Genomic DNA, 23,528 nt, shown 5'->3' on the forward strand with positions numbered 1-23,528 from the left:
AAGGCTCGGTTCGTTCGTGGCGGTACCGGGATGCCCGGCGGTGAGGAGACGCGGGGAGGGATCGGTGGTGTCCCGTTCCCCGGAGAACACGCGCGGCATGGTGGCAGTCCTATCAAAGCCGCGCGGGGCGTGCCCACCCAGGGTGCTCCTGGGGTGTGGCCCGGGCATACGACGGCGCATCCTACGATGCCCCGTCAGCTCGGCCGGATCAATCGTCCACCACCACCCCGTGCTCGATCACCAAAGCTGCCAGGCCCTCCGCATAGCCCTGACCGACCGCGCGCAGGCGCCAGGAGTCGCCGCGCCGATAGACCTCGGCCAGGATCATGACGGTCTCATCGCCTCCGCTCAACCGGAATTCGGCGAGTCGACGGCAGGTCACAGGGTCGACGATACCGACGGTCACCGGCACCTGGGCGAAGGTGGTGCCACTGGTCGCGTCCAACGCGAGCGCGACCACGACCCGACTGCGGCCCGCGGGCAGCGCGGTGACGTCGATCTCGACCGAATCCGAGCCCGGTTCCACGTCGTTGCTCGTCCCGGTCTGCAGCTTGCCGGCCAACCGCACCGCGCCGCCGGCATGCACCGGTTGGTTGTAGAACACCAGGTCGCCGTCGTCGCGCACGCGCCGGTCGTCGTCCAGGACCAGCGCCACCGTGTCGCCGTCCACCTGGCCGGGCGCCCACCACGCGGCCTCGATCCGCACCGTGCCCGCGAACGGGCCGAGGTCCTCGATGGTGACCGCCTGCCCGCGCTTGAGCGCCAGCGGCGGCGCGTCCACCGGCCGGGGCGGCCCGGCGGGCGGCGCGGTCTCGGACCGTACGGTCCCCGCGGGCGCGGTCTCGGCCGGCGCGGCGGCCCGCGGCGGCGGCTCGACCGGGCGCGGCGGCACCGCCGGCGTCGGCTGCGGTGGCGTCTCCGGGCCCGGCACGCGGGGTCGTTTGGCCGGCTTGGCGTCGTGGGTGGCGGGCACCTCGGGCGGCGGCGGGAGTACGTCCGGCACGGTCGCCTCCAGCACCTCGGCGGCCGAGGCCCCGGCTGCGACCGGCAGATCGGCGGCGGTCGGCGGCGGCGGGATGCTGGGCAGCGTGGCGCCGGTGCCCGGGACCGGTGCGGGCGTGGTGGCGGACGCGGATCCGGACACCGGCGTGGCCGGCGCGATCTGTGCCGTCGCCGCCTCGGTGACCTCGAACGCCTCGGTCGGCGCGAAGACTTCGATCGGCACGAAGGCCTCGGTCGGCGCGAACGCGTCGGCCGAGGCGGCGGCTTCGGTCGGCAGTACGTCCGCGACGCCGTCCACGGGGGTGTCGTAGGGTCGGTAGGGGTCCGGCGCGAACGAGCCCGCGGCGGCGGGCGGCACGGCGCTGGGGCGCGGCAGCAGGAAGCCACTGGTGGTGCGCGGTGCGCCCGGCACCACGTGGGCCAGCGAGGCGGCGGCCACCTGCGAGGCCGCGTCGGCCGCGCTGCTGCGCCCGCGCTCCAGGTCGGCGAGCAGGGCCAGGAACACCGGCTCGATCAGCACCCGGATGCCGCGCTGGCGGGCCCAGTAGGTGCGGTCCGCGGATTCGTCCGGATCGGCCACCACGAGCACGTCGACCCGGTCGTGGATGCCGGACGCCACGGACAGGTCGGCCCGGGCCATCCGCTGCTCCAACTCGCCCCGGGTGACCGCGAGATAGCCGTGGAAGAGGACGTGTTGACCCGATTCGAGCGGTCGGCCGCGAGCGAGTATGCGCGGCCCGCCGTGCCCTTGCTCGACCGTGGCCCGGGCCATGCCCACGATCTCGTCGAGCGCGGTGCGCGGGATGCCCAACTGCGCGGCCACCCGGGTCAGATCGGCCCGTTCCTCGCGGTCCACCGGCCCGGCCGCGACCATCGACGCGGCCAGCGCGGTCACGTAAAGCCGGTCCAGGTCCTTGCGCCGGGCCTCGGAGATGCCCAGGGACACCGCGAGTTCGGCCAGGTCGATCGCCTCCTGCGGGGTGATCACCCGGTCCTCCAGCGCCGCGTCGAGCACCGCGAGATAGCTGTCCGCGACCTCGCCCACACCGGTGGGCGGACCGTACGCGCGGGCCTTCTCCAGGTAGGACACCGCGTCCCGGCGACGCACCTGCTCGGCCTCCTCGCGGGCGCGCCGGGCGGTGTGCGCGTCGTCGCGGGTGAACACCCGCGACGGATCGGCGCCGCGCCGGGGCCAGTTCAGCGACGCCGCCACCGTGCGGGCCTGCTGCCAGTGCCGGGCCTCGCCCGCGCCGCGGCGCAGGTAGTACTCCAGCAGGCGCGCGGTACCCATCGCCTTGGCCGCCGCCCCGGGCCCGTCGTCCACCGGCACCTCCGCCGCCTCGCAGCAGGCCGGCAGCGTGAAGCGTGGGGCCTCGGGCAGGTGGTGCGGCGCCTCGCGCATCGTGCACAGCGTGGTCAACGGCGGCACGGTGGGCCGGCCGCGACGCTGGAACTCGCGCTCGACGAAGCCGATGTCGAAGCGCGCGTTGTGCGCGACCACGACCCGCTGCCGAAACAGCCGGCCCAGCCAGGGCGCCACCTCGGCGAACGTCGGGGCGTCGACCACGTCGTCGTCGAACAGGCCGTGCGCCTGGAAGTCGCCGGCGGGACCCTGCGGGTCGAGCAGCGTCGTGAAGAACTCGGTCACGCGTCCGTCGAGATCGCATTGCGCGACCGCGATCTCGATGATGCGATGTCGATGTGGGGACAAACCCGTCGTCTCCACGGCCACCACCGAGTAGCCGGGGCATTCGAGGCGATCACCGATGCGCACAGTCACCCCCCAATGATGATGTGCCCGGTGCGGCCTCCTTCAGTCGCATCCCGGCAAGCCCGACCTGCGGCGCGCGTCCACGGTACGCGCTCGCGACCGGTGCGGGGTACGGCGCGACCGATCGGGCGTACCGTACCGCTCGTGACGACTCATCAGATATGACGCAGGGTCAGGACGCGCTGCCCGAGGGCTTCGGAGTGCCGACCCGGATGCCGGCCAGGACGGTGTCGAGCGTCGACTTGTCCGGCGCCTGGGCGGAGATCTCCAGCCTGATCAGCACACACGGGTATCGGCCGTCCGCGTTCTTCGCGTCGATCGCCACGACCTGCGCCCACGCGGTGTCCGAGTTCATGTGCAGATCGGTGGGCGCGCCCTTGAGCCTGGCCCGCAGCACGTACGCGGGGTGACCGTCGACGGTGATCGACTTGTCCAGTTCGGGGGAACCGTCCGGCCTGATCCGGCTCTTGGTCCCGGTGACGTCCTTCTTGAAGCCGGCGATCAGGGCGTCGAACGAGTCGGCCTTCTGGGTGCTCACCGACAATCCGGCCCGGTAGCACTTGCGAGCCGCCGTCTGGGAGCGGGTGCGCGTGGGGGTCGACCCGGACCCGGACGCGCTCGGGCAGGGTTCCTCGACCGCCTGATCGGCGGGGGTCTCGGGGTCCGGTACGACCCAGTCCTTGAACCTGGGCACGCTGATCCCGGTGGCGGGATCGGTCAGCGTGCCGTCCACGGCCGCCGACTTGCCGGTGCCGCCGTCGTTCCCACCGAGCAGCACGATCAGCGCGGCGACCACGCCGCCGACCACGGCCAGGGCGAGTACGGTCAGGCCGATCGCCCGACCGCGGCCGGGCCGGGGGCCGGGCGGTACGGCGACCGGCTGGTGACCGCCGGGATATCCACCCTGGAGATAGCCGCCGGGCGGCATGGCCGGCGGTGCGCCGCTCGGGGGCGGCGGGATCTCGCCGTGCGCGCGGGCTCGGGTCGAGGCGGTCCACTGCGCGCCGTCCCACCAACGCTCGGCGCCCGGCGCGGACGGGTCTTCGTACCAGCCGGGAGGAATCGAGGCAGTCACGGACGAGACGCTACAACCGGGCCCGCGCGCCGCACGAGCGACCCCCGGCAACCGTGACCGTTCGGAAACCGGCCGGGCGCCGGGTCGATCAGCCCAGGTCGAGGCCGAGTTGGCGGTCGTCGGCCGGTTCGAGGCGGGGTCGCTTGAGGTGCCGCCAGGCGGGCAGGTCGTCCCAGTAGGCCCAGGACATCCGATGGTGCGGCGTGGGGCCGTATTCGGCCAGCGCCGCGCGGTGCACCGGGGCGGGATAGCCGGCGTTGCTCTCGAATCCGTACGCCGGGTATTCCTTGCCGAGGTCGGCCATCAGCCCGTCGCGATGCACCTTGGCGAGCACGGAGGCCGCGGCGACGCCGACGCACGACTGGTCGCCCTTGATCACGCAGCGCACCGCCCACGGCCGGCCGAGAAAGTCGTGTTTGCCGTCCAGCACGATCGCGTCCGGCCGGATCGGCAGCGCCGCCAACGCGCGCTCGGCGGCCAGGCGCAGTGCGGCGGTCATCCCCAGCGCGTCGATCTCCTCCGGCCCCGCCGCCCCGAACGCGTACGCCCGCACCCACGGCTCGACGGCGGCGGCCACCTCCTCGCGCCGACGCGCGGTGAGCAGCTTGGAATCGGTGAGCCCGACCGGCGGCACCGAAAGGTCGGTCACCGCGGCCGCGACCAACACGGGTCCGGCCCAGGCCCCCCGTCCGACCTCGTCGACCCCGGCAACCACGCGGGCCCCCCGGGCGACCAGCTCCCGCTCGACGTCGTAATTCGGCGACCCGACCCGCCCGCCGGCCTTGCGCGGCGCAACAACCTTCTTGGCGGCGACCTTCTTCGGCGAGATCTTCTTCGCCGAGACCTTCTTGGCGGAGACCTTCTTGGCGGAGACCTTCTTCGCGGCCGGCTTCTCGACGGTCGTCGGCCCGACAACGGTCTTCTCACCGATCATCTGCTCGCCAACAGTCTTCGCCGCCACCTTCTTCGGGGCGACGGTCGGCTTGCGCACAGCGGCAACCGTCTCGGCCAAGATCGTCTCGCCCGAGACCGTCTGCGCCACGACCTTCTGCGCGACCGCCTTCCGCGCCGCCGTGCGCTCCACTGCGGTCGGCGCCGCGTCGTTCGGGTCCGGCTGCTCCCCGTTGGGCTTGTTCACGTCACCACCGTAGGTCACCGCTCAGCGATGGCCGACCACCGTTTCGCGTTGTCCGGTGGCGATCGAGATCGGAGGGCTCGGCTCGAAGTGGGTCGAGACGCCGGCCGCCCGCAGGCGTTCGCGAAGGGCTTTCGCGCCGGCGGGATCGGTGAGCGCGGCGCCGGCCGCCGCCGGCAGGGCCAGGTCGCCACCGCCGTGGTCCGTGACGGTCGCGGTGCCGGCCCAGGTGGGTCGCAGTCGGCCGCGCCCCGAGTCGACCCACGCGCATTCGAGCAGGGCCGTGAGCGCCTCGGTGGTGTCCGGGCCGTGGTGGGCGATCAGTTCCTCGCCCCGGCCCTCGACGAGCAGGGCCAACACGCCGCCGAGGGTCACCGGATACGCCACGCCCGCCCGCCGCGCCGAGATGCCGAGCGCCGCCGCGCGCCGGGCCAGCGTGAAGCCGACCAGGTGCTCCAGGAACGCCTCCTCGGGCAGCTTCACCAACCCGTCCAACGCCGCGAAGCCGCGCGGCCCCAGGTATCCGTCGTCGTCGGTGGCCAGCAGGTACGGATGCACGTGGCCCAGCAGCCGCACCGGCTCGGCCAACGCCGTGCCGCCGGCCAGGTCGGTACCCGCCGCGACGCCCCGCCCGTCCAGTGGCCGGGCCCGCAGCCGCGCCACCCGCGCCGCCGTCGAGGCGTCCGGGTCACCCCCGCCGCACGCGGCGCGAAAGGCCCCGAAGCCGGCGATCGGGTCGCGCGGCACCGCACCCGCGCCGATCCCCGGCACCAGGATCTCCGCCCGGAACCGCGCCCAGTCCGCCCGCACGACCCCCAGGTCGGTCAACGTGTCCGCCACCGCCTCGGTGCCGTACGCCCGGGCCGCGGCGCGATCGGCGGCCATCTCCTCGAAGGCCGGCACGGGCGCGCACACGCGCAGGTACAGCCCGGCGTAGCCGGCCGCCGCCCGACCCGCCGCGCCGTGCCCGGCGAACGCGTCGGCCAGCCCGACCACCGTGTCCACCCCGTGGCATGCGATCCGGTCGACCAGCGGCGGCCGGCGGCGCCGGGCGTGGCCGAGTGCGTGCGCGATCGCCACCCGCAGTCGCCGGCCGGTCAGCACATGCGGCAGCGCGGTGCCCAGCACCAGGTGCCGACGCAGCCAGGTCCCGGGCCGGCGCACCACCCGCAACTCGCAGCCGGCCCCGCCGGTGAGCACGATCCCGTCCGGCTCCGGCACCCGCAGGTCGGCCGCGACGTCGCGGACCAGTTCCCACAACACCGGCTGCGCCGCGCCGTCCACCGCGACGCCCGCCGGCAACCGGCGCGGCCCGATCAGCTCGACCAGCAGGGCGACCAGCGCGACCAGGCCCAGTGCCCACAAGACGGCGGCGCCGGAGCTGAAGAACCGGCCCTGGTCGACGATCGCGCCGACCCCGCAGGCCAGCACCAGGAGCGGCAGCGCGAGCACGACCCAGAGCACGCCGAGGAGCAGCACTCCGGCGAGTGCGCGTAGCCCCGTCCCTGCGCCCATGGCTCTCCCTCGAAGGAATATTCACCCGTTCGAGGACGACCCTAGAGCCTGGTCCGCGGCCCGCGCGGGATCCGCCGCGTTCCGGTCCGGCGACCGCCGGTCCGGCATCGCGGCGACCCCAGCGCCGGGGTCGAGCCGGTGACGGTCAGGGCAGCAACGGTTGCAGCAGTCGATGCGGCGTGCGCATCGCCCGGGTGACCACGTCGTCCCGGTGCAGCACATTGGCACCGGGACCGGGAACCACCTCGATGTCGCCGGGCACCACCGTCGCCGCGCAGGTCGCGCACACCCCGCTCGGATCCACCGCCCCGCCGCAGCCCTCGTGTCGAAAGAGCCGGCAGGCCACGCCGTTCTGCACGTGCTTCTCGCCCCAGCGGGCCATGCTGCGGATGATCGGCCACAGGTCGATGCCGCGTTCGGTGAGTACGTACTCCTCGCGCGGCGGGGACTCCTGATAGCGGCGTTTGTCCAGCACGCCCGCCTCGACCAGCGTCTGCAGCCGCCCGGACAGCACGGCGCGCGGGATGTCCAGGTGGGCGAGAAAGTCGCTGTAGCGCCGCACGCCGTAGAAGGCGTCCCGCACGATCAGCAACGTCCAGCGCTCACCGACGAGTTCGAGAGTGCGGGCGAGCGCGCAGTCCTGCTGCCCGTAGTCCTTGCCAAGAGCCATACGAGCACTTTAACCCCGGGTTGGTTCATTCATCGAACCAAGGAGTGCTACGTTGCTTCCGCAGCATCGGTTCATTCACCGAACCGACTCGGCAGGATCCGCAACAGGACTCGCAATCCGGGGAGCACAGCCATGTCCAGCACCACCTCCGTCGCCCCGCGCCGCACCGCAGCCGGCACACCCGCACCCGCCGCCACCGGCCCCGGTACCGGCCCGGCCGGTCCCACCGTCGCGGTGGTGGCCCTGGGCACACTGCTCCTGCTCGCCGCCTACACGATGCCGATCGCGGTCGTCCCGGACACCGTGCGCGAGTTGCACACGGGCCCCGGCGGTCCGGCCTGGATCCTCAGCAGCATCGGTCTGGGCCTGTCCGCCGCCCTGCTGATCACCGGCAGCCTCGCCGACGACCTCGGCCGCCGCCGGGTCTTCACCGCCGGCGCCCTCGGCCTGGCGCTCTCCTCGGCGCTCACCGCGCTCGCCCCGTCCCTGCCGCTCTACGTCGTCGGCCGCGCCCTCCAGGGTGTCGCCGGGGCCGCGATCATGTCCGCCGGGCTCGGCCTGCTCGCGCACAATTACCAGGGCGCCGCGCGCGGTCGGGCGATGGCCGCCTACGGCTCCTCGATGGGCGCGGGCATGGTGCTCGGCCCGCTGGCCGGCGCCGGACTGGCCGCGCTGCACCGCTCCGCGCCGTACTGGTTCACCGCGCTCGCCGCGCTCGGCGTGGCCGCGATCGCCCGCCGGATGCCCGAGTCGCGCGCCGAGCACCCGCGCCGCCCGGACGTGTGGGGCACGCTGACCCTGGGCCCGGGCCTGATCGCGCTGACCGCCGCACTGATCGAGGGCCGGCAGGGCTGGCAACGACCCGCCGTCGACGCGCTGCTCGTGGCCGCCGTACTCCTGCTCGCCGGCTACGCGGCCACCGCCCTGCGCGGCCGGGCGCCGATGCTCGACCTACGCATGCTCGCCCGCCCGGCGTTCCTGGTCTCCACCGTCGGCGCGCTGATCACCGGCGTCGCGGTGATCGCCGTGGCCTCCTACCTGGGCACCGTCTTCCAGGGCACCCTGGGCCTGAGCGCGCTGGACTCCGCATTGTTGCTGTCCCTGTGGTCGGCCGCCGCCGGGGTCACCTCGTTCGCGTTCGGCCGGGTGCACGTGCTGCCCGACGCCGGGCACCGTTTCGCCGTCGGTCTGGTCATCTCCGCCGTCGGCTTCCTGGGGCTGTACGGGCTGAGCTCCGCGGACTCCTGGCTCCGCGTGGCGCCGGGCCTGCTCGTCGGCGGGTTCGGTGTGGGGCTGATCAACACCGCCCTCGCCCGGCTCGCGGTGGAGAGCGTGCCCGCCGACCGGGCGAGCATGGGCTCCGGTGCCAACAGCACCACCCGTTACACCGGCGCCTCGATCGGCGCCGCGCTGATGGTCGCCCTGGTCGACGCGGGCGGCCTGGACCTGGCGATCCTGGTGGCGGCGGGCCTGTCCGCGCTCGGCGCGCTGCTCACGCTCACCCTTCGGCAAAGCGAATAAACCTCCAAAACCGTTCATGTCGGACACCCGCCGGCGACGCCGGGGCCCGCGTCTGGAAAACTCGGGTCATGTGACGAGTGATGTGCAATCCCCGACGACGGATCGACCCGCAGCGCCGGCGGGTCGCCGTCGTTTTCGGGCACTCGCGAACGCGATAGTCGAGCGTCCGTACCTGATCACCGTCGGCCTGATCGGCCTGATGATCGTCACCGGCGTGCGCGGCCCCGACTGGCCCGCACAATACTTCCGCACCTGGCTGATCCGCGACCACGGCACCTACCTGTGGAACAACCAGTGGTACGGCGGCCACCTGCTCCCCGGCTACAGCATCCTCGCGCCGGTGATCGCGTCCAAGATCGGCACCGCCACCCTCACCGCGATCTCCTGCGTCACCTCGGCGTGGGCCTGGGACAAGCTCCGGGTCGGCGCCAACGACTTCGCCCGGCAGGTGGGCAGTTGCTGGTTCGCGGTGATGTGCAGCGTCGACTACCTGATCGGCCGCACCCCGTTCGCACTCGGCGTCGCGGCGGGCATGCTGGCGATACTGGCCGCGCGCCGCAGGCACCCGCTGTGGGCCGGTTTCGCCGCCCTGGCGTGCGGCCTCTCCAGCCCGCTGTCCGGCGCGTTCCTGATGTTGGTGGCGCTGGCCTGGGTGCCCAGGGAGCGGGTCTGGCCGACCCGACTGTGCTTCGCGCCGGCCGCCCTGGGCCTGGTCGCCGCGCTCGCGTTCCCCAACGAGGGGATGTTCCCGTTCCCGTGGTGGCGGTTCCTGCCGATCCTCGCGTTCGCCGCGGTCGGCCTGGTGATACTGCCCAAGGAGCAGCAGAGCGCCCGCCGGTTCCTGTGGCTGTACGCGGCCACCGCGGTGATCTTCTTCTTCGTGCCGACCTCGCTCGGCGGCAACCTGGCCCGGCTCGGCGAGCTGACCTCGGGACCGCTGATGGCGGTCGTACTGCTGTCCGCCGGGCGCCGGCGCCTGGTCGTGCTGCTGACCCTGCCGCTGCTGGTCTGGCAGTTCCAGTCCGCCGCGCTGGCCATCACCCACGACATCAAGGATTCGCCCGGCGAGAAGCCGCAGTACTACTCGGGCATGCTCGACTTCCTGCAGAAGAACAACAGCCACCCGCTCGGCCGGGTGGAGATCCCGTTCACGCGCGGCCATTGGGAATCGGTGTTCGTCGCCGAGAAGATGCCGCTGGCGCGCGGCTGGGAGCGGCAGCTGGACCGCAACTACAACAAGGTGCTCTACCAGAAGAACCTGACCATCCAGGAATACCGCGACTGGATCGACAACACCGGGGTGCGCTTCGTGGCACTGCCCGACATCGCGATCGACCCGTCCGCGATCCCCGAGGCCGAGCTGATCCGCAAGGGCATCCCGTGGCTCAAGCCGGTCTACACCGACAAGGCCGGCCGCTGGCAGGTCTGGGAGGTGGAGAACCCGACCCCGATCGTGCTCGGGCCGGGCGAGCTGACCGAGCTGACGCCCAGCAAGTTCACCTTCAACGCGCACACCGCGGGCACCTTCGTGGTCAAGATCCACCCGACCTTCTGGGTCACCCCCGACCGGCCCGAGATCGTGATCAAGGCGACCAAGGACGAGTGGAGCGAGATCACCGTGGACCGGCCGGGCCCGGTCACCGTGGAGGCGCGCGACTCGAAGTTGTTCAAGGGCAAGGGCGGCAAATAGCCCGAGACACCGCTCCCGGGCCGATCCGGGTGGATCGGCCCGGGGCGCTCACGGCCGCGGCGGCGCGGCGGGGTCCGGGCCGCCGGCCCACTTGGGCGCGCGCGGCTGCCACGCCTTGGCCCGGGCCAGCAGGCTCGCACTGTCCGAGGCGACCAGCAGGGTCGAGCGCAGCTCGGGCTTGAGGAAGCCGTTGCCGGTCATCGTGTCCAGCGCGTCCAGGAGCGGGCGCCAGAAGCCGTCCACCTCGAGCACCGCGACCGGCTTGGTGTGGATGGCCAGGTGTTGCCAGGTCCACACCTCGAACAGCTCCTCCAGGGTGCCCGCCCCGCCCGGCAGCGCCACGAAGGCGTCCGCCTGCTCGGCCATCGCCGCCTTGCGCTCGTGCATGGTCTCGGTGACCTGGAGGTCGGTCAGGCCCCGGTGCGCGATCTCGCGCTCGACCAGTGCGCGCGGCATCACCCCGATCACCTCGCCACCCGCCGCCAGGCACGCGTCGGCGACCGCACCCATCAGGCCCACGTGCCCGCCCCCGTAGACGATCCCGACCCCCGCGCCGGCGAGGCCGCGGCCGAGTTCGATCGCCGCCTCCCGGTACCGGGGCGACGCGCCCGAGGCCGATCCCGCGAACACCGCTACCCGCATGACGAACTCCGCTCATCGTGGCCACCGAAGTGGTTTGTCCCGAAGTGGTGTGTGCGGGCAGTCTGCCAAGCCGTCCGGCGAAGCCCGGTCCCGACCCCGACCCGGACCCGCCTCGCCAACGTCACCCGGTCGGTGCCGAATCGATGGCGAATCGTGTCGATGAATCGCCTCTCCCGCGATATAGGTACGGCACAGTCCCGGCATGGAAGGGCAAATTCGGACATCCTCCATGGTGGTCACACAACCCGACGTTGACGGGAAGACCCCTCGCCACGGCAGAATGCCCGCGTGCCCGCCACCGAGCGCCCTGCCTCGGACATCCCGTTCGAGCGGCTGTTTCCCGATCTGGACGACCATGGCCGTGAACGCCTGGTCGCCGCCGCCAGGGCGCTCGATCTGCGCCGCTCCCTCGACGACCCCGCGCGCTGGTTCTGGAACGAACCGGACCCGCTGAGTCCCGAGCCCGAGCCCGAGCCGTCCCCCCACATCCTGGGCACCGCGCTGCTCCTCTACGAGGCCGACGGCGACTGGCTGGAACTGGGTCTGGACGTCTGGCAACTGGACGGCCCCTTCGTCAGCGTCACCGCCACCGTCGAGGTGGCGTGCTGGTGCGACACCGACCACAACATGCACGCGGTCCAGCGTGCCGAGTGGCCCGCCTCCACCGCGCAGGCGTTCCTGGAGGCGTTCCACACCGCCGCGCTCTCGGTGATCCGCCGGATCGAGGGCCCGCGCGACCCGCGCGACCTGCGGGCCCGCGCGGGGTTGCCCAACCCGCCCGAACCACCCCCTGAGGATGAGGCGACGGACCACCCGATCGGCCCTGTGGTCTGAACCAACGATTCATCCGAACGAAGGATTTTTTCGCGCCGGACCGGTGATTCCCCGGTGGACATTGCGCCATGGCCCGACATACATCGGACAATCCGGTGTCCTGCCTCGGTGCCCACCCGCACCCCATCGGTCACGACGTGAAAAACTGAGCTGTCATGACACACGCTCTGGACGGCCGCATACCCCTCGGGGAGCCCACGTCGGGTGCGGGCGGCACCACCCGCCGCACCTGGCGCCGGCACCTGCGCGGGCTGCTGATCGTGGTCGCCGAGCATCCGTACGTGATCACCCTGGCCCTGGTCGGCCTGCTGACCGTGCTCGGCATCAACGGCGCCGACTGGCCCGCGCAGATCTTCCGCGCCTGGCTGGTCCGCGACCACGGCGCGGTGTTGTGGAACAACCAGTGGTACGGCGGGCACCTGCTGCCCGGCTACAGCGTGATCACCCCGATCCTGGCCGGCGGGATCGGCACCCGGCTGCTCACCGCGATCTCCTGCGTGGCCGCCGCGTGGGCGTTCTCCCGGCTGCGCCTGGGCCGGGGCGACCTGGCCCGGCGGGTCGGCAGTTGCTGGTTCGCGGTGATCGTCAGCATCGAGTACCTGATCGGCCGCACCCCGTTCGTGCTCGGCGTCGCCGCCGGGTTGATGGCGATCCTGGCGGCCCGGTCCGGGCATCGCGCGTGGGCGGCGGTGGCGGCCGGGTTCTGCGGCCTGGCCAGCCCGCTGGCCGCCGCGTTCCTGCTGATGATCGCGCTCGCGTGGGTGCCGGCCGAGCGGGTGTGGGCGACCCGATTCAGCCTCTCCCCCGCGGTGCTCGGCCTGGTGATGTCGATCGTCTTCCCCGGTGGAGGCGACTTCGCCTTCCCGCTGTGGCGGTTCGCCGCAATCCTGGGCTTCGCGGGCGTGGGTCTGGCCCTGGTGCCGCGCACCGAGGTCAGCGCGCGACGCTTCCTGTGGTTGTACGCGCTCTCCGCCACCGTGCTCTACCTGATCCCCAGCGCGGTCGGCGGCAACGTGGCCCGGCTCGGCGAGCTGTGCGCGGGGCCGCTGATGGCCGTGGTGCTGCTGTCGCTGGGCCGTCGGCGCCTGGTGGTGCTGCTCGCGATTCCGCTGCTCGCCTGGCAGTTCTCCTCGGCGGGCAAGGCGGTCGCGTTCAACAACCAGGACAGCACCGGCAAGAAGTCCGCCTACTACACCGGGATGCTCGACTACCTGGAGCGGGCCAACCTGCCGGTGGGCCGGATCGAGATCCCGTTCACCCGCGGTCACTGGGAGACGGTCTACGTCGCCGAGCACATGCCGCTGGCCCGCGGCTGGGAGCGCCAGCTCGACCGCGCGCACAACGCGGTGCTCTACGGCGCGAATCTGGACGAGGCGCAGTACCACGCGTGGGTGCGCGAGACCGGTGTGCGGTTCATCGCGCTGCCGGACGTGCCGCTGGACCCCTCGGCCAAGCGCGAGGCGGAGATCCTGCGGGCCGGCGCCGACTGGCTGGTGCCGGTGTGGTCGGACCCGCACTGGGTGATCTGGGAGGTCGCCGACCCGGTCCCGCTCCTGGAGGGGCCCGGCCAACTGGTGGACATAAGCCCCAGCGGGTTCACCCTGCTCGCCCAGCAGGCGGGCACCTTCACCGTGCGCATCCACCGCACCAGCTGGTTCGTCGCGAACAAGCCCAACACGAGCATCGGCGAGACCAAGGACGGCTGGACCGAGATCACCGTCACCGAACCCGGCGAGGTCACCATCACCGCCAAGGCGTCCGCCGTACTGCCGTGACGGGTGCGGGTAGGGTGATTCGGGTTCATGCCCTGGTGGAAAGGTAAAGCAAACCGATGGCCGAGCACCACGACCACTCCAGCCACGATCACCACGATCACGAAGAAGGCCGGATCTTTGTGATGGGCCGCCCGGTGGACGACTACCCCGCCATGGCGCCCGAGGCCGCGCGCGGCAAGGTCCTGCGGGTCACCGTGGTCGGCGAGGAAGTCCTGCACCGGCCCTGCGCCGAGATCACCGAGTTCGGCACGGACGAGTTGAACACGCTGATCGACGACATGTTCCTGACCATGTACGTCGCCGACGGCGTGGGCCTGGCCGCCAACCAGGTCGACGTCGGCATCCGGCTGTTCGTGTACGACTGCGTGGACGAGGACGGCCACCGCCACGTCGGCCACCTGATCAACCCGGTCCTGGACGAGCTGCCCGCGACCGAGCGGCACCTGGAGGAGGCGGGCGAGGGCTGCCTGTCGGTGCCCGGCCCGCACGAGGACCTGGCCCGGCCCGACCGCGCCATCGCGCGCGGCGTGGACAAGGACGGCAACCCGCTGGTGATCGAGGGCGAGGGCTACTTCGCCCGCTGCCTGCAGCACGAGACGGATCACCTCAACGGCTACCTCTACATCGACCGCCTCTCCAAGCGCGAGCGCAAGAACGTGCTCAAGGAGATGGAGTCGATGCGCGACGAGGTCTTCGCCAAGCGCGACGCGAAGGCCAAGCAGCTCGCAGGCTGACCCGAACGAGCCGAACCGGAAGGGGCGGGGAACCGATACCGGTTCCCCGCCCCTTTTCGGCGTCTACCCGAGGGTCAGCTGCAACCGCTGGTCGAGCCGCAGCCCTCGCAGACGTAGCAGCTGCCGGCCGGCCGCATCTTGATCCCGCAGGAGAAGCACAGCGGGGCGTCCGCACTGCGGCCCTGGCGGGCCTCCAACAGCTCGGTGGAGGAGTGCACCGCGGCCGGGACCGGCTTGAGGTCCGGGGTCTTGGGCGCGGCGTCGGTCGGCGCGGACTGCGCGAGGGTGCGCATGTCCTCGGCGGCGGCCGGCTCGTCCGGCTCGTAGGAGCCGGTCTCCAGGTGCCGGGTGCGCTCCGCGGCCGAGTGGATGCCGAGCGCCGAGCGGGTCTCGAACGGCAGGTGGTCCAGCGCCAGGCGGCGGAAGATGTAGTCGACGATCGACTGCGCCATCCGCACGTCCGGGTCGTCGGTCAGGCCGGCCGGTTCGAAGCGCATGTTGGTGAACTTGGAGACGTAGGTCTCCAGCGGCACGCCGTACTGGAGGCCGACCGAGACCGCGATGGAGAAGGCGTCCATCATGCCCGCGAGGGTCGAGCCCTGCTTGGACATCTTCAGGAAGACCTCGCCGAGGCCGTCGTCCGGGTAGGAGTTGGCGGTCATGTAGCCCTCGGCGCCACCGACCGAGAAGGACGTGGTGATGCCGGGCCGACCCTTGGGCAGGCGCTTGCGCACCGGGCGGTACTCGACCACCTTCTCCACCACGGGGGCCGCGGTCGACTTGCCGTCGTCGGCCCTGCCCTTGTTCTCGCCCTTGCCGGCCGAGAGCGGCTGGCCGACCTTGCAGTTGTCCCGGTAGATCGCCAGCGCCTTGATGCCCAGCTTCCAGCCCTGGAAGTAGATCTCCTCGATCTCCTCCACGGTGGCGTCCTCGGACATGTTGACCGTCTTGGAGATCGCGCCGGAGATCCACGGCTGGATCGCCGCCATCATCCGCACATGGCCCATCGGCGAGATGGTCCGCTCGCCCATCGCGCAGTCGAACACCTCGTAGTGCTCGAGCTTGAGCCCGGGCGCGTCCACCACGTGGCCGTGCTCGGCGATGTGCTCGATGATCGCCTCGACCTGCTCCGGCTGGTAGCCGAGCCGGGCAAGCGCCCGGGCGACGGTGCCGTTGACGATCTGCATCGAGCCGCCGCCGACCAGCTTCTTGAACTTCACCAGCGCCAGGTCGGGCTCGACACCGGTGGTGTCGCAGTCCATCATCAGCCCGATCGTGCCGGTGGGGGCGAGCACCGAGGCCTGCGCGTTGCGGAAGCCGTGCTTGTCGCCGAGCTTGGCGACGTCCTTCCACGCCTTGGTCGCCAGGTCCCAGACGGGGGCGTCCAGGTCGTCCATGCGCTTGCCCGCGTCGTTGGCGTCGGCGTGCTGGCGCATCACCCGCTTGTGCGGCTCGGCGTTGCGGGCGTAGCCGTCGTAGGGGCCGACGATGGCGGCCAGTTCGGCGGAGCGCTTGTACGCGGTGCCGGTCATCAGCGAGGTGATCGCGCCGGCCAGGGCCCGGCCGCCGTCGCTGTCGTACGCGTGGCCGGTGGCCATCAGCAGCGCGCCCAGGTTGGCGTAGCCGATGCCCAGCTGGCGGAACGCGCGGGTGGTCTCGCCGATCTTCTCGGTGGGGAAGTCGGCGAAGCAGATCGAGATGTCCATCGCGGTGATGACCAGCTCGACGACCTTGGCGAAGTTGACCGCGTCGAACGTGTCGTCCTCGCGCAGGAACTTCATCAGGTTCAGCGACGCGAGGTTGCAGGACGAGTTGTCCAGGTGCATGTATTCCGAGCACGGGTTGGACGCGGTGATCCGGCCCGACTCCGGGCACGTGTGCCACTTGTTGATCTCGTCGTCGTACTGGATGCCCGGGTCGGCGCAGGCCCACGCGGCCTCGGCCATCTTGCGGAACAGGCCCTTGGCGTCGACCGTCTCGAGCACGTCACCGGTGAGCCGGGCGCGCAGGCCGAACTCCCGGCCATCCTCGACCGCGGTCATGAACTCGTCGGAGACCCGAACCGAGTTGTTCGCGTTCTGGTACTGCACCGACGCGATGTCGGCGCCACCGAGGTCCATGTCGAAGCCCGCGTCGCGCAGCGCGCGGATCTTCTCCTCCTCCTTGACCTTGGTGGCGATGAAGTCCTCGATGTCGGGGTGGTCGACGTCGAGGACGACCATCTTGGCCGCCCGGCGGGTGGCGCCGCCGGACTTGATGGTGCCGGCGGAGGCGTCCGCGCCGCGCATGAAGGAGACCGGGCCCGAGGCGTTGCCGCCCGAGGTGAGCAGTTCCTTGCTGGAGCGGATCCGGGACAGGTTCAGGCCGGCTCCCGAGCCGCCCTTGAAGATCAGCCCCTCTTCCTTGTACCAGTCCAGAATCGAGTCCATCGAGTCGTCGACGGACAGGATGAAGCACGCGCTGACCTGCTGCTTCTGCGCGGTGCCGACGTTGAACCAGACCGGCGAGTTGAAGCTGAAGATCTGGTGCAGCAGGGCGTACGCCAGCTCGTGCTCGAAGATCTCCGCGTCGGCGGGGCCGGCGAAGTAGCCGTTCTCCTCGCCGGACTTGCGGTAGGTCTTGACGACCCGGTCGATCAGCTGCTTCAGGCTCCACTCGCGCTGCGGCGTGCCCACCGCACCGCGGAAGTACTTGCTCGTGACGATGTTGACCGCGTTCACCGACCAGGAGTCGGGGAACTCGACGCCGCGCTGCTCGAAGTTGATCGAGCCGTCGCGCCAGTTGGTCATGACGACGTCACGACGCTCCCAGGTCACCTCGTCGTAAGGGTGGACCCCGGGGGTCGTGTACACGCGCTCGATCCGCAGGCCCTTGCCGGGTCGTGACCGGCCGGAACCGCGTGCCGATCCGCTCGTCGTCTCTGTCATACCGTCTCCTCTTTTGAACAACGCCGTGGGCAGGCCGGGGCATCCCGAGGGGATGGTCCGGCCGACCGGTCGGGTGGTCCGTCGTTCGTGTGCTACCGAATTGATGTGCTGCGAAATTGCGATGGGTGGTGCTTCGCGGTCAGTCCGCGGCGGGAACTTCCGCCGCGTCCGCGGGCACCGAGGGCGTTGCCGGGTCGCCGCGACCGGCGCGCAGCAGCGCGACCTCGGCCTCGAAGTCCTCCAGGGACTCGAAGGCCCGGTATACGGACGCGAACCGCAGGTAGGCGACCTCGTCGAGTTCCCGCAGTGGGCCCAATATCGTCAGGCCCACGTCGTGGGTGCTCAACTCGGCGCACCCGGTGGCCCGCACGGCCTCCTCGACCCGCTGGCCGAGCAGGGCCAGCGCGTCGCCGGTGACCGGGCGGCCCTGGCACGCCTTGCGCACGCCGGCGATGACCTTGTCCCGACTGAAGGGCTCGGTGACGCCGCTGCGCTTGATCACCGTGAGCGAGGCGGTCTCGATCGTGGTGAAGCGCCGTCCACAGTCGGGACACGAGCGGCGGCGTCGGATCGCGGCGCCGTCGTCGGTGGTCCGGCTGTCCACGACGCGGCTGTCCGCTCGCCGACAGAAGGGGCAGTGCATGCCGTTCCCTCTCCCCCTCGTTCAGACGCAGGTCGTGCGCGGTGCTCGTGTTGCCCGGATCGCTCGTGCGCGTCGCGCGCGGTGCGGCGAAGCGTGCCCGATCGTTGCCGCGCCCTCGCCCCGAGGGCCGCCACGAAGGGGCCCGTCCGGTGCGCTCCGGGAATATGGTATATACGGCAACCACAACTTGTGGGCTACTTCAATGCCCTCGACCACAAGATGTAGTGGCTACGGTAGACCGCGACCCGGACCGCTGCAAGCCGACTCGCAGACACTCGGAGAGCCTTCGGTGACCTCTCGTCATCCCCGCAGGTCACCGCCCGGCGGTCGGCGAAAATTGACTCGGCCGGCCGCGTGTCGCGCCGCGCGAGCGGCCAAAGCGGCATTTCGGGCACCCGTGGCAGACGGGTGACGCGCGGATGACGATGGGTTTTCCCGGACTGAATTCGAATGTATGTACGATTACTACAGCGGGAACCGAATGATCGCCACCGGATTGGCCTAAATTCACTCGAACGTGTGTTTGGCGCAACCTTTCGAACCCGACTACCGTTCTCCACGTGCGAGCAATCCGTCGAAAGGGCCAGCCGTGACCGGAGAAGCCACCGGAGCCATCCACCCCGGAATCCGCACCGAAACTCTCCCCGCGAAACACCCGCACAGCCCCACCGTGCCAGCCCCGGCGCCCGCCCCGGGCACCGAGAACGCGCAGGTCCAGGGCACGTCGACGCGGCGTCCGGCGGGGGGGCTGACGCCGCGCCAGACGCGCGTCCTGGAAGTGATCCGCACATCCGTGGAGTCGCGCGGATATCCGCCGAGCATGCGCGAGATCGGCGAGGCGGTCGGCCTGTCGAGCACTTCCTCCGTCGCGCATCAACTGATGGCCCTCGAACGCAAGGGCTATTTGCGTCGTGATCCGCATCGCCCGCGCGCCTACGAGGTGCGTTCGCCCGACGGCGGTCGCCCGTTGGCACCGGCCGGGCCGCACGCCGAGCGCGGCTCGCAGGCCGCGTCCTATGTACCGGTGGTCGGCCGGATCGCGGCCGGTGGGCCGATACTGGCCGAGCAGTCCATCGAGGACGTGTTCCCGCTGCCGCGTCAGCTCGTCGGCGACGGCGACGTGTTCCTGCTCAAGGTCAGCGGCGACTCGATGATCGAGGCGGCGATCATGGACGGCGACTACGTCGCGGTCCGCCGCCAGCCGGTCGCCGAGAACGGCGACATCGTCGCGGCGATGCTCGACGGCGAGGCCACCGTCAAGCGGCTGCGGCACCGGGACGGGCATCGCTGGCTGATGCCGCACAACCCCGCCTACGAGCCCATTCCGGGGGACGAGGCGACCATCCTGGGCCGCGTGGTGGCCGTCATGCGCCGGGTCTGAGATGGGCGCGGACGGCGAGATACCGGCCGCGGGCGGTCGTTCGGCGTGAAGGTGCCGGACGACCGCCCGTGTCGTTTCCGCGACCCGAAACCGGGTCAGGCCGGCTCGTCGGTGTCGATCGCGGCCAGCGAGCGGCGCACCTGATTGCGGTCCTCGGTGTACCACAGCGCCGGCATCGAGGCCCGGAAGAAGCCGCCGTAGCGGGCGGTGGCCAGGCGCGGGTCGAGCACCGCGACCACCCCCCGGTCGTCCATCGCCCGGATCAGCCGCCCGGCACCCTGCGCCATCAGCAGCGCGGCATGCGTCGCGGACACCGCCATGAAGCCGTTGCCGCCGTTCTCCTGCACCGACTGCGCCCGCGCGCTCATCAACGGATCGTCGGGCCGCGGGAACGGGATCCGGTCCATGATCACCAGCTGACACGAGGGCCCGGGCACATCCACCCCCTGCCACAGCGACAACGTGCCGAACAGGCACGTGCGCGGCTCGGCGGCGAATCGGCGCAACAACTCGGCCAGCGAGTCGTCGCCCTGGCACAGGATCGGCACGTCGAGCCGCTCGCGCAGCGCCTCGGTGGCCGCCTCCGCGCCGCGCCGCGAGGAGAACAGGCCCAGCGCCCGGCCGCCCGCGGCCTCGATCAGCTCGGCCAACTCGTCGAGCGTGCCGGTGCTCATCCCGTCGCGCCCGGGCGGCGACAGGTGCCGGGCGACGTAGAGAATGCCCTGCCTGGGGTAGTCGAACGGCGAGCCCACGTCCAGGCCGCGCCACAGCGCGAGCTCGGCGTCGGCATCCGGATCGGCCCGATCGGCCGCCTCCTCGTCCTCGCCCGGGTGTACGGCCGGCTCCGTCGGCACCGGCGCCGGATCGTCGGTCAGCAGCCCCTCGGCGGTCAGCCCCAGACTGCTCGCCACCCCCCGGAAGTCGCCGCCGAGCTTGAGCGTGGCCGAGGTGAGCACCACCGTGCGATCCCCGAACAGCGCCTCGCGCAGCAGCCCGGCCATCGCGATCGGGGCCACCCGCAGCGCCGCGCCGGTGCGCTCGTTGCGCTCCAGCCAGATCACGTCGTGCGGCGAGTCGCGCAGGATCCGCTCGCACGTGTCGTGGATGTGCTCGACGCCGGCCAGCGCCTGCCGGCGGGCTGCGTCCTCGTTGCTCAGCGACTTGTCCCGGACCTCGCCCAGCGAGGTGATCACGCCCCGGCTCGCGTCGCGCAGCGCGGTCACCGTCCAGCCCAGGTCCGGGTCCACCTCGCGCAGCCGGCCGCTCTCCCGGCCCTCCATGGTCTGCTTGAACGCCTCCGAGGCGGCGTCCAGATTGTCCACGGCACCCTCGTTGGCCAGCTTGCCGGCGCGCCGGGCGGCCCGGTCGACCGCGCTCAGGCTCAGCTCGGCGGTGGCCACGCCGGTGGCCCGGCTCGCGAACTCGTGCGCCTCGTCCACGATCAGCAACTCGTGCTCGGGCAACACCGGCGCGTCCTCCAACGCGTCGATCGCGAGCAGCGCGTGGTTGGTGACCACGATGTCGGCCTGCTTGGCCCGCTCGCGCGCGGCCTCGGCGAAGCAGTCGTCCCCGTAGGGGCAGCGCGAGGCGCCCAGGCACTCCCGCGAGGACACCGACACCTGGGCCCAGGCCCGGTCGTTGACCCCGGGGCTCAGGTCGTCGCGATCGCCCGTCTCGGTCTCGTCGGCCCAGTCCCGCAGTCGGACCACGTCCTGGCCGAGTTTGCTGGTCGGTGTCGGATCGAAGAGCACCTCGCCCTCGTCCGGCGGCCCGTCGTGCAGGCGGTGCAGGCACAGGTAGTTGCCGCGGCCCTTGAGCGTGGCGAAGCTCGGCGTGCGGCGCAGCAGCGGGCGCAGCGCCTCGACCGTGCGCGGCAGGTCGCGCTCGACCAGTTGGCGCTGCAGCGCCAGGGTCGCGGTGGCCACCACCACGTGGCGGTGCACGGCGAGCGCGGGCACCAGGTAGGCCAGGGACTTGCCGGTGCCGGTGCCGGCCTGGACGAGCAGGTGTTCGCCACGGGCCACGGCGCCGGAGACGGCCTCGGCCATGGAGACCTGGCCGGGTCGCTCGGCACCGCCGACGGCGGTGACGGCGGCGTGCAGGAGTTCGGTCAGCGCGGGACGGTCGGAGTCGCTCATCGGGCGACAAGCCTAGATGCTCCGACCGACATCACCGACCGCGCGGACCGCTTCGTCCGGCTTCTCCCCGGGGTTTTCCGAGGGGTTGTCAAAATCAGCCGAGCTTGGCCAGCACCGCCTTGGCCATGCCCTCCTGGCCGAGCGCGTTGGGGTGCACCCGGTCGCCGGGCGACTCGGGCTTGATCCCCTCGATCCACTTGGTACCGACCGGCTTGCACACATCGTGGCCGGCCGAGCCGGTGTAGGTGTCCACGTATTCCGCGCCCTGCTTGGCCGCCTCCTTGGCGATCATCTCGTTCAGCGCGGGCACCACCTTGCGCAGGTAGGGCAGGTCGCCGTCGGCGACCGGCACCTGGGCCGGGCACGAGGGGCCGCTCTCCGGCAGGATCGTCGGGTAGCCGACGACCAGGATCCGGGCCTTGGGCGAGCGCTCCTTGATCCCGGTCAGGGTGGCGGCGATCTTCGGCGCGGTGTCCGCGATCCGCTTGGCGATCTCGTCGTTGCCGCCGGCGGCGTATTTGTCGGTGCACGGCTGGGTGGAGGTGGTGCTGTGGCTCTGGATCACGCACATCGCGACGATCTCGGAGAAGCCGATGTCGTTGCCGCCGATGCCGAGGGTGACCAGCGCGGTGTCCGGGCGCAGCGCGTCGAACTGCGCCGGCGGCGAGCCCTTGGTCTGCTGACCGGCGGTCATGTCCGGGGTGCGGGCGCCGCCGCAGGTGACGTCGACGAAGCCGGCGATGTTCTTCTGCTTGGCGACCAGGTGCGCGTAGTTGCTCTCCGAGCGACTGCAGCCGGGCGGCGCGTCGGGCACGATCGCCGGTATCTTCACGCCGGCCGCGTACGAGTCGCCGAGCGCGACGTAGGTGGCCCCGCTCGCCGAGGCGGGCGGCACGTACGGCGCCGCCTTGCCGCCGGCCGGCGCGGGCGATCCGGCGGCGTTCGGGCCGGCGGACGTGCCGGCCGACTTGCCGGCGGACTTCTCCGAGCCACCCGAGTCGTCCGAGCACGCGGACAGCGCGACGAGCGCCGTCAGCGCGGCCAGCCCCGCGATCGCCCTGCGAGTCGTGCGCATGTGCGCTCCCCTCTCGTCGTTCCCGCCGCCATTACCCGTCGGTAGGTCGCGGTGGTCCGACGAGGGTACGGCCTGCCGCACCCGATGGCCGGCCTCGCCCGGTCCGGACTCAGTCGAGCTTGATCGTCTCGCGGCGCTCGCCCGCCCCTGCCCGGCGCGCGCCGGTCAGGTCCGCGAGCATCGTCAAACACTCGCGCGCGGCGTCGAGTTCGATGTCCTGCAAGGTCGCGGCGACCACGTCGACCCGCTCGCCGTCCGCCTCGATCACCACGCGCCCGTCCGGGCCGTACACCCCGCTGCGTCCGCACGCGGGCCCGAGCACGGTGTCGCCGATGTGGTTGGCGACGACCATGTAGCAGGTGTTCTCCAGGGCCCGGGCGGCGAAGTAGAGGTCGCGCCGGTGTTCGCTGTCGCCGCGCGTGTACACGCCCGGACACAGGTAGGCGTCGCAACCGTCGTGCACCGCCGCGCGCGCGTGTTCGGGGAAGCTCACGTCGTAGCCGCTGCCCAGGCCCAGTCGCCAGCCCGCGATCTCGATCGTGCAGCCGTGGTCGCCGGGGCGGAACAGCTCACGTTCCTCGCGCCACAGGTGTTGTCGGTCGTAGGCCACGTGCGCGTCGCCGTCCCGGCCGACCACCACCAGCGAGATGGTCCGCCCACCCGCGCGCCGCACGGCCGCGCCCACCACCGCGACCGTGCGGGTGGCGTAGCAGGCCGCCTGGAGTTCGCCGAGCCGGGTGTCGCCGGGCACGATGTCGCACGGTTTCACGTCCGGTAGGAACAGGTCGAGGTCGTATCCCGACAGGAACAGCTCGGGCAACACGACCACATCGGCGCCGGCCGAGGAAGCAAAGCGCACGAGTTGCGCGGCCGTGGCGACATTCGCGGGGATGTCGCCCGGCTGCGCCTGGGCCTGTGCGGCGGCGACCCTCAGTGGTTGCCTCGCGTTTTCGGCGACGTCGGTCACCCGCCGCATTCTGGCACCGTGATGGGGATCACA

Annotated in this window: 17 protein-coding genes and 1 pseudogene; 6 read left to right on the top strand and 12 right to left on the bottom strand. The window is 71.8% G+C overall.

Going from position 1 to position 23,528, the window contains the following annotated elements:
• Positions 1-208 precede the first annotated feature (208 nt).
• The 6 genes and pseudogenes from ABIA38_RS28895 to ABIA38_RS28920 form a co-directional block, all read right to left on the bottom strand.
• A complete protein-coding gene (locus ABIA38_RS28895) occupies positions 209-2,782 on the bottom strand; it encodes a TerD family protein (protein ID WP_424641789.1) in 2,574 nt (857 codons plus the stop codon).
• Between the two features lie 163 nt (positions 2,783-2,945).
• Complete coding sequence (locus tag ABIA38_RS28900; RefSeq protein WP_424641790.1) at positions 2,946-3,848, bottom strand: DUF2510 domain-containing protein; 903 nt, start codon at positions 3,846-3,848, stop codon at positions 2,946-2,948.
• Between the two features lie 88 nt (positions 3,849-3,936).
• A complete protein-coding gene (locus tag ABIA38_RS28905; protein ID WP_424641816.1) occupies positions 3,937-4,584 on the bottom strand; it encodes a ribonuclease HII in 648 nt (215 codons plus the stop codon).
• A 54-nt stretch (positions 4,585-4,638) separates the two neighbouring features.
• A pseudogene (locus tag ABIA38_RS28910) lies at positions 4,639-5,004 on the bottom strand (hypothetical protein); the annotation flags it as partial.
• 3 nt (positions 5,005-5,007) lie between these two features.
• The gene (locus tag ABIA38_RS28915) at positions 5,008-6,498 is read right to left on the bottom strand and encodes a hypothetical protein (RefSeq protein ID WP_424641791.1); all 1,491 of its coding nucleotides are present in this window, start codon (positions 6,496-6,498) and stop codon (positions 5,008-5,010) included.
• Between the two features lie 145 nt (positions 6,499-6,643).
• The gene (locus tag ABIA38_RS28920) at positions 6,644-7,168 is read right to left on the bottom strand and encodes a winged helix-turn-helix transcriptional regulator (RefSeq protein WP_424641792.1); all 525 of its coding nucleotides are present in this window, start codon (positions 7,166-7,168) and stop codon (positions 6,644-6,646) included.
• Between the two features lie 132 nt (positions 7,169-7,300).
• On the opposite strand from ABIA38_RS28920, the gene ABIA38_RS28925 reads away from it, so the two are divergent.
• Positions 7,301-8,689 carry an MFS transporter gene (locus ABIA38_RS28925; protein ID WP_424641793.1) on the top strand — a complete coding sequence of 463 codons (1,389 nt, stop codon included), beginning with the start codon at positions 7,301-7,303 and terminating at the stop codon, positions 8,687-8,689.
• Between the two features lie 70 nt (positions 8,690-8,759).
• The gene (locus ABIA38_RS28930; RefSeq protein ID WP_424641794.1) at positions 8,760-10,379 is read left to right on the top strand and encodes a hypothetical protein; all 1,620 of its coding nucleotides are present in this window, start codon (positions 8,760-8,762) and stop codon (positions 10,377-10,379) included.
• Positions 10,380-10,427: 48 nt separating this feature from the next.
• On the opposite strand, the gene ABIA38_RS28935 is transcribed toward ABIA38_RS28930, so the two are convergent.
• Complete coding sequence (locus ABIA38_RS28935; RefSeq protein WP_424641795.1) at positions 10,428-11,021, bottom strand: TIGR00730 family Rossman fold protein; 594 nt, start codon at positions 11,019-11,021, stop codon at positions 10,428-10,430.
• Positions 11,022-11,309: 288 nt separating this feature from the next.
• On the opposite strand from ABIA38_RS28935, the gene ABIA38_RS28940 reads away from it, so the two are divergent.
• The 3 genes from ABIA38_RS28940 to def all read left to right on the top strand — a co-directional run bounded on the left by ABIA38_RS28940 (position 11,310) and on the right by def (position 14,364).
• On the top strand, positions 11,310-11,855 hold the full coding sequence (locus ABIA38_RS28940) for a hypothetical protein (protein ID WP_424641796.1): 546 nt from the start codon (positions 11,310-11,312) through the stop codon (positions 11,853-11,855).
• Between the two features lie 155 nt (positions 11,856-12,010).
• On the top strand, positions 12,011-13,630 hold the full coding sequence (locus ABIA38_RS28945; protein ID WP_424641797.1) for a hypothetical protein: 1,620 nt from the start codon (positions 12,011-12,013) through the stop codon (positions 13,628-13,630).
• Positions 13,631-13,686: 56 nt separating this feature from the next.
• Positions 13,687-14,364, top strand: a complete 678-nt coding sequence (gene def, locus ABIA38_RS28950; RefSeq protein ID WP_424641798.1) for a peptide deformylase — start codon at positions 13,687-13,689, stop codon at positions 14,362-14,364.
• 74 nt (positions 14,365-14,438) lie between these two features.
• Here def and ABIA38_RS28955 read toward each other — a convergent pair whose 3' ends face one another.
• Both ABIA38_RS28955 and nrdR read right to left on the bottom strand, forming a co-directional pair.
• Complete coding sequence (locus ABIA38_RS28955; RefSeq protein ID WP_424641799.1) at positions 14,439-17,291, bottom strand: vitamin B12-dependent ribonucleotide reductase; 2,853 nt, start codon at positions 17,289-17,291, stop codon at positions 14,439-14,441.
• Positions 17,292-17,430: 139 nt separating this feature from the next.
• The gene (gene nrdR, locus ABIA38_RS28960; protein WP_424641800.1) at positions 17,431-17,934 is read right to left on the bottom strand and encodes a transcriptional regulator NrdR; all 504 of its coding nucleotides are present in this window, start codon (positions 17,932-17,934) and stop codon (positions 17,431-17,433) included.
• A gap of 670 nt (positions 17,935-18,604) precedes the next feature.
• Here nrdR and lexA point away from each other — a divergent pair.
• Positions 18,605-19,315 carry a transcriptional repressor LexA gene (gene lexA / locus ABIA38_RS28965; protein ID WP_424641801.1) on the top strand — a complete coding sequence of 237 codons (711 nt, stop codon included), beginning with the start codon at positions 18,605-18,607 and terminating at the stop codon, positions 19,313-19,315.
• Positions 19,316-19,410: 95 nt separating this feature from the next.
• On the opposite strand, the gene ABIA38_RS28970 is transcribed toward lexA, so the two are convergent.
• The 3 genes from ABIA38_RS28970 to ABIA38_RS28980 form a co-directional block, all read right to left on the bottom strand.
• Positions 19,411-21,453 (bottom strand): ATP-dependent DNA helicase, encoded by a 2,043-nt coding sequence (locus ABIA38_RS28970; protein ID WP_424641802.1) that lies wholly within the window; start codon positions 21,451-21,453, stop codon positions 19,411-19,413.
• A 94-nt stretch (positions 21,454-21,547) separates the two neighbouring features.
• Positions 21,548-22,528 carry an SGNH/GDSL hydrolase family protein gene (locus ABIA38_RS28975; RefSeq protein WP_424641803.1) on the bottom strand — a complete coding sequence of 327 codons (981 nt, stop codon included), beginning with the start codon at positions 22,526-22,528 and terminating at the stop codon, positions 21,548-21,550.
• Positions 22,529-22,637: 109 nt separating this feature from the next.
• Positions 22,638-23,495 carry a carbon-nitrogen hydrolase family protein gene (locus tag ABIA38_RS28980; protein ID WP_424641804.1) on the bottom strand — a complete coding sequence of 286 codons (858 nt, stop codon included), beginning with the start codon at positions 23,493-23,495 and terminating at the stop codon, positions 22,638-22,640.
• Positions 23,496-23,528 lie beyond the last annotated feature (33 nt).

The organism is Embleya sp. AB8, from assembly GCF_049739465.1.
Lineage (GTDB): Bacteria > Actinomycetota > Actinomycetes > Streptomycetales > Streptomycetaceae > Embleya.

What these genes read in the sequence shown, in the direction of transcription:
- ABIA38_RS28915 (WP_424641791.1), bottom strand. Translation starts at nt 6,498, where the DNA reads ATGGGCGCAGGGACGGGGCTACGCGCACTCGCCGGAGTGCTGCTCCTC.
- ABIA38_RS28920 (WP_424641792.1), bottom strand. Translation starts at nt 7,168, where the DNA reads ATGGCTCTTGGCAAGGACTACGGGCAGCAGGACTGCGCGCTCGCCCGC.
- ABIA38_RS28925 (WP_424641793.1), top strand. Translation starts at nt 7,301, where the DNA reads ATGTCCAGCACCACCTCCGTCGCCCCGCGCCGCACCGCAGCCGGCACA.
- ABIA38_RS28935 (WP_424641795.1), bottom strand. Translation starts at nt 11,021, where the DNA reads ATGCGGGTAGCGGTGTTCGCGGGATCGGCCTCGGGCGCGTCGCCCCGG.
- ABIA38_RS28945 (WP_424641797.1), top strand. Translation starts at nt 12,011, where the DNA reads ATGACACACGCTCTGGACGGCCGCATACCCCTCGGGGAGCCCACGTCG.
- def (WP_424641798.1), top strand. Translation starts at nt 13,687, where the DNA reads ATGGCCGAGCACCACGACCACTCCAGCCACGATCACCACGATCACGAA.
- ABIA38_RS28955 (WP_424641799.1), bottom strand. Translation starts at nt 17,291, where the DNA reads ATGACAGAGACGACGAGCGGATCGGCACGCGGTTCCGGCCGGTCACGA.
- nrdR (WP_424641800.1), bottom strand. Translation starts at nt 17,934, where the DNA reads ATGCACTGCCCCTTCTGTCGGCGAGCGGACAGCCGCGTCGTGGACAGC.
- ABIA38_RS28970 (WP_424641802.1), bottom strand. Translation starts at nt 21,453, where the DNA reads ATGAGCGACTCCGACCGTCCCGCGCTGACCGAACTCCTGCACGCCGCC.
- ABIA38_RS28975 (WP_424641803.1), bottom strand. Translation starts at nt 22,528, where the DNA reads ATGCGCACGACTCGCAGGGCGATCGCGGGGCTGGCCGCGCTGACGGCG.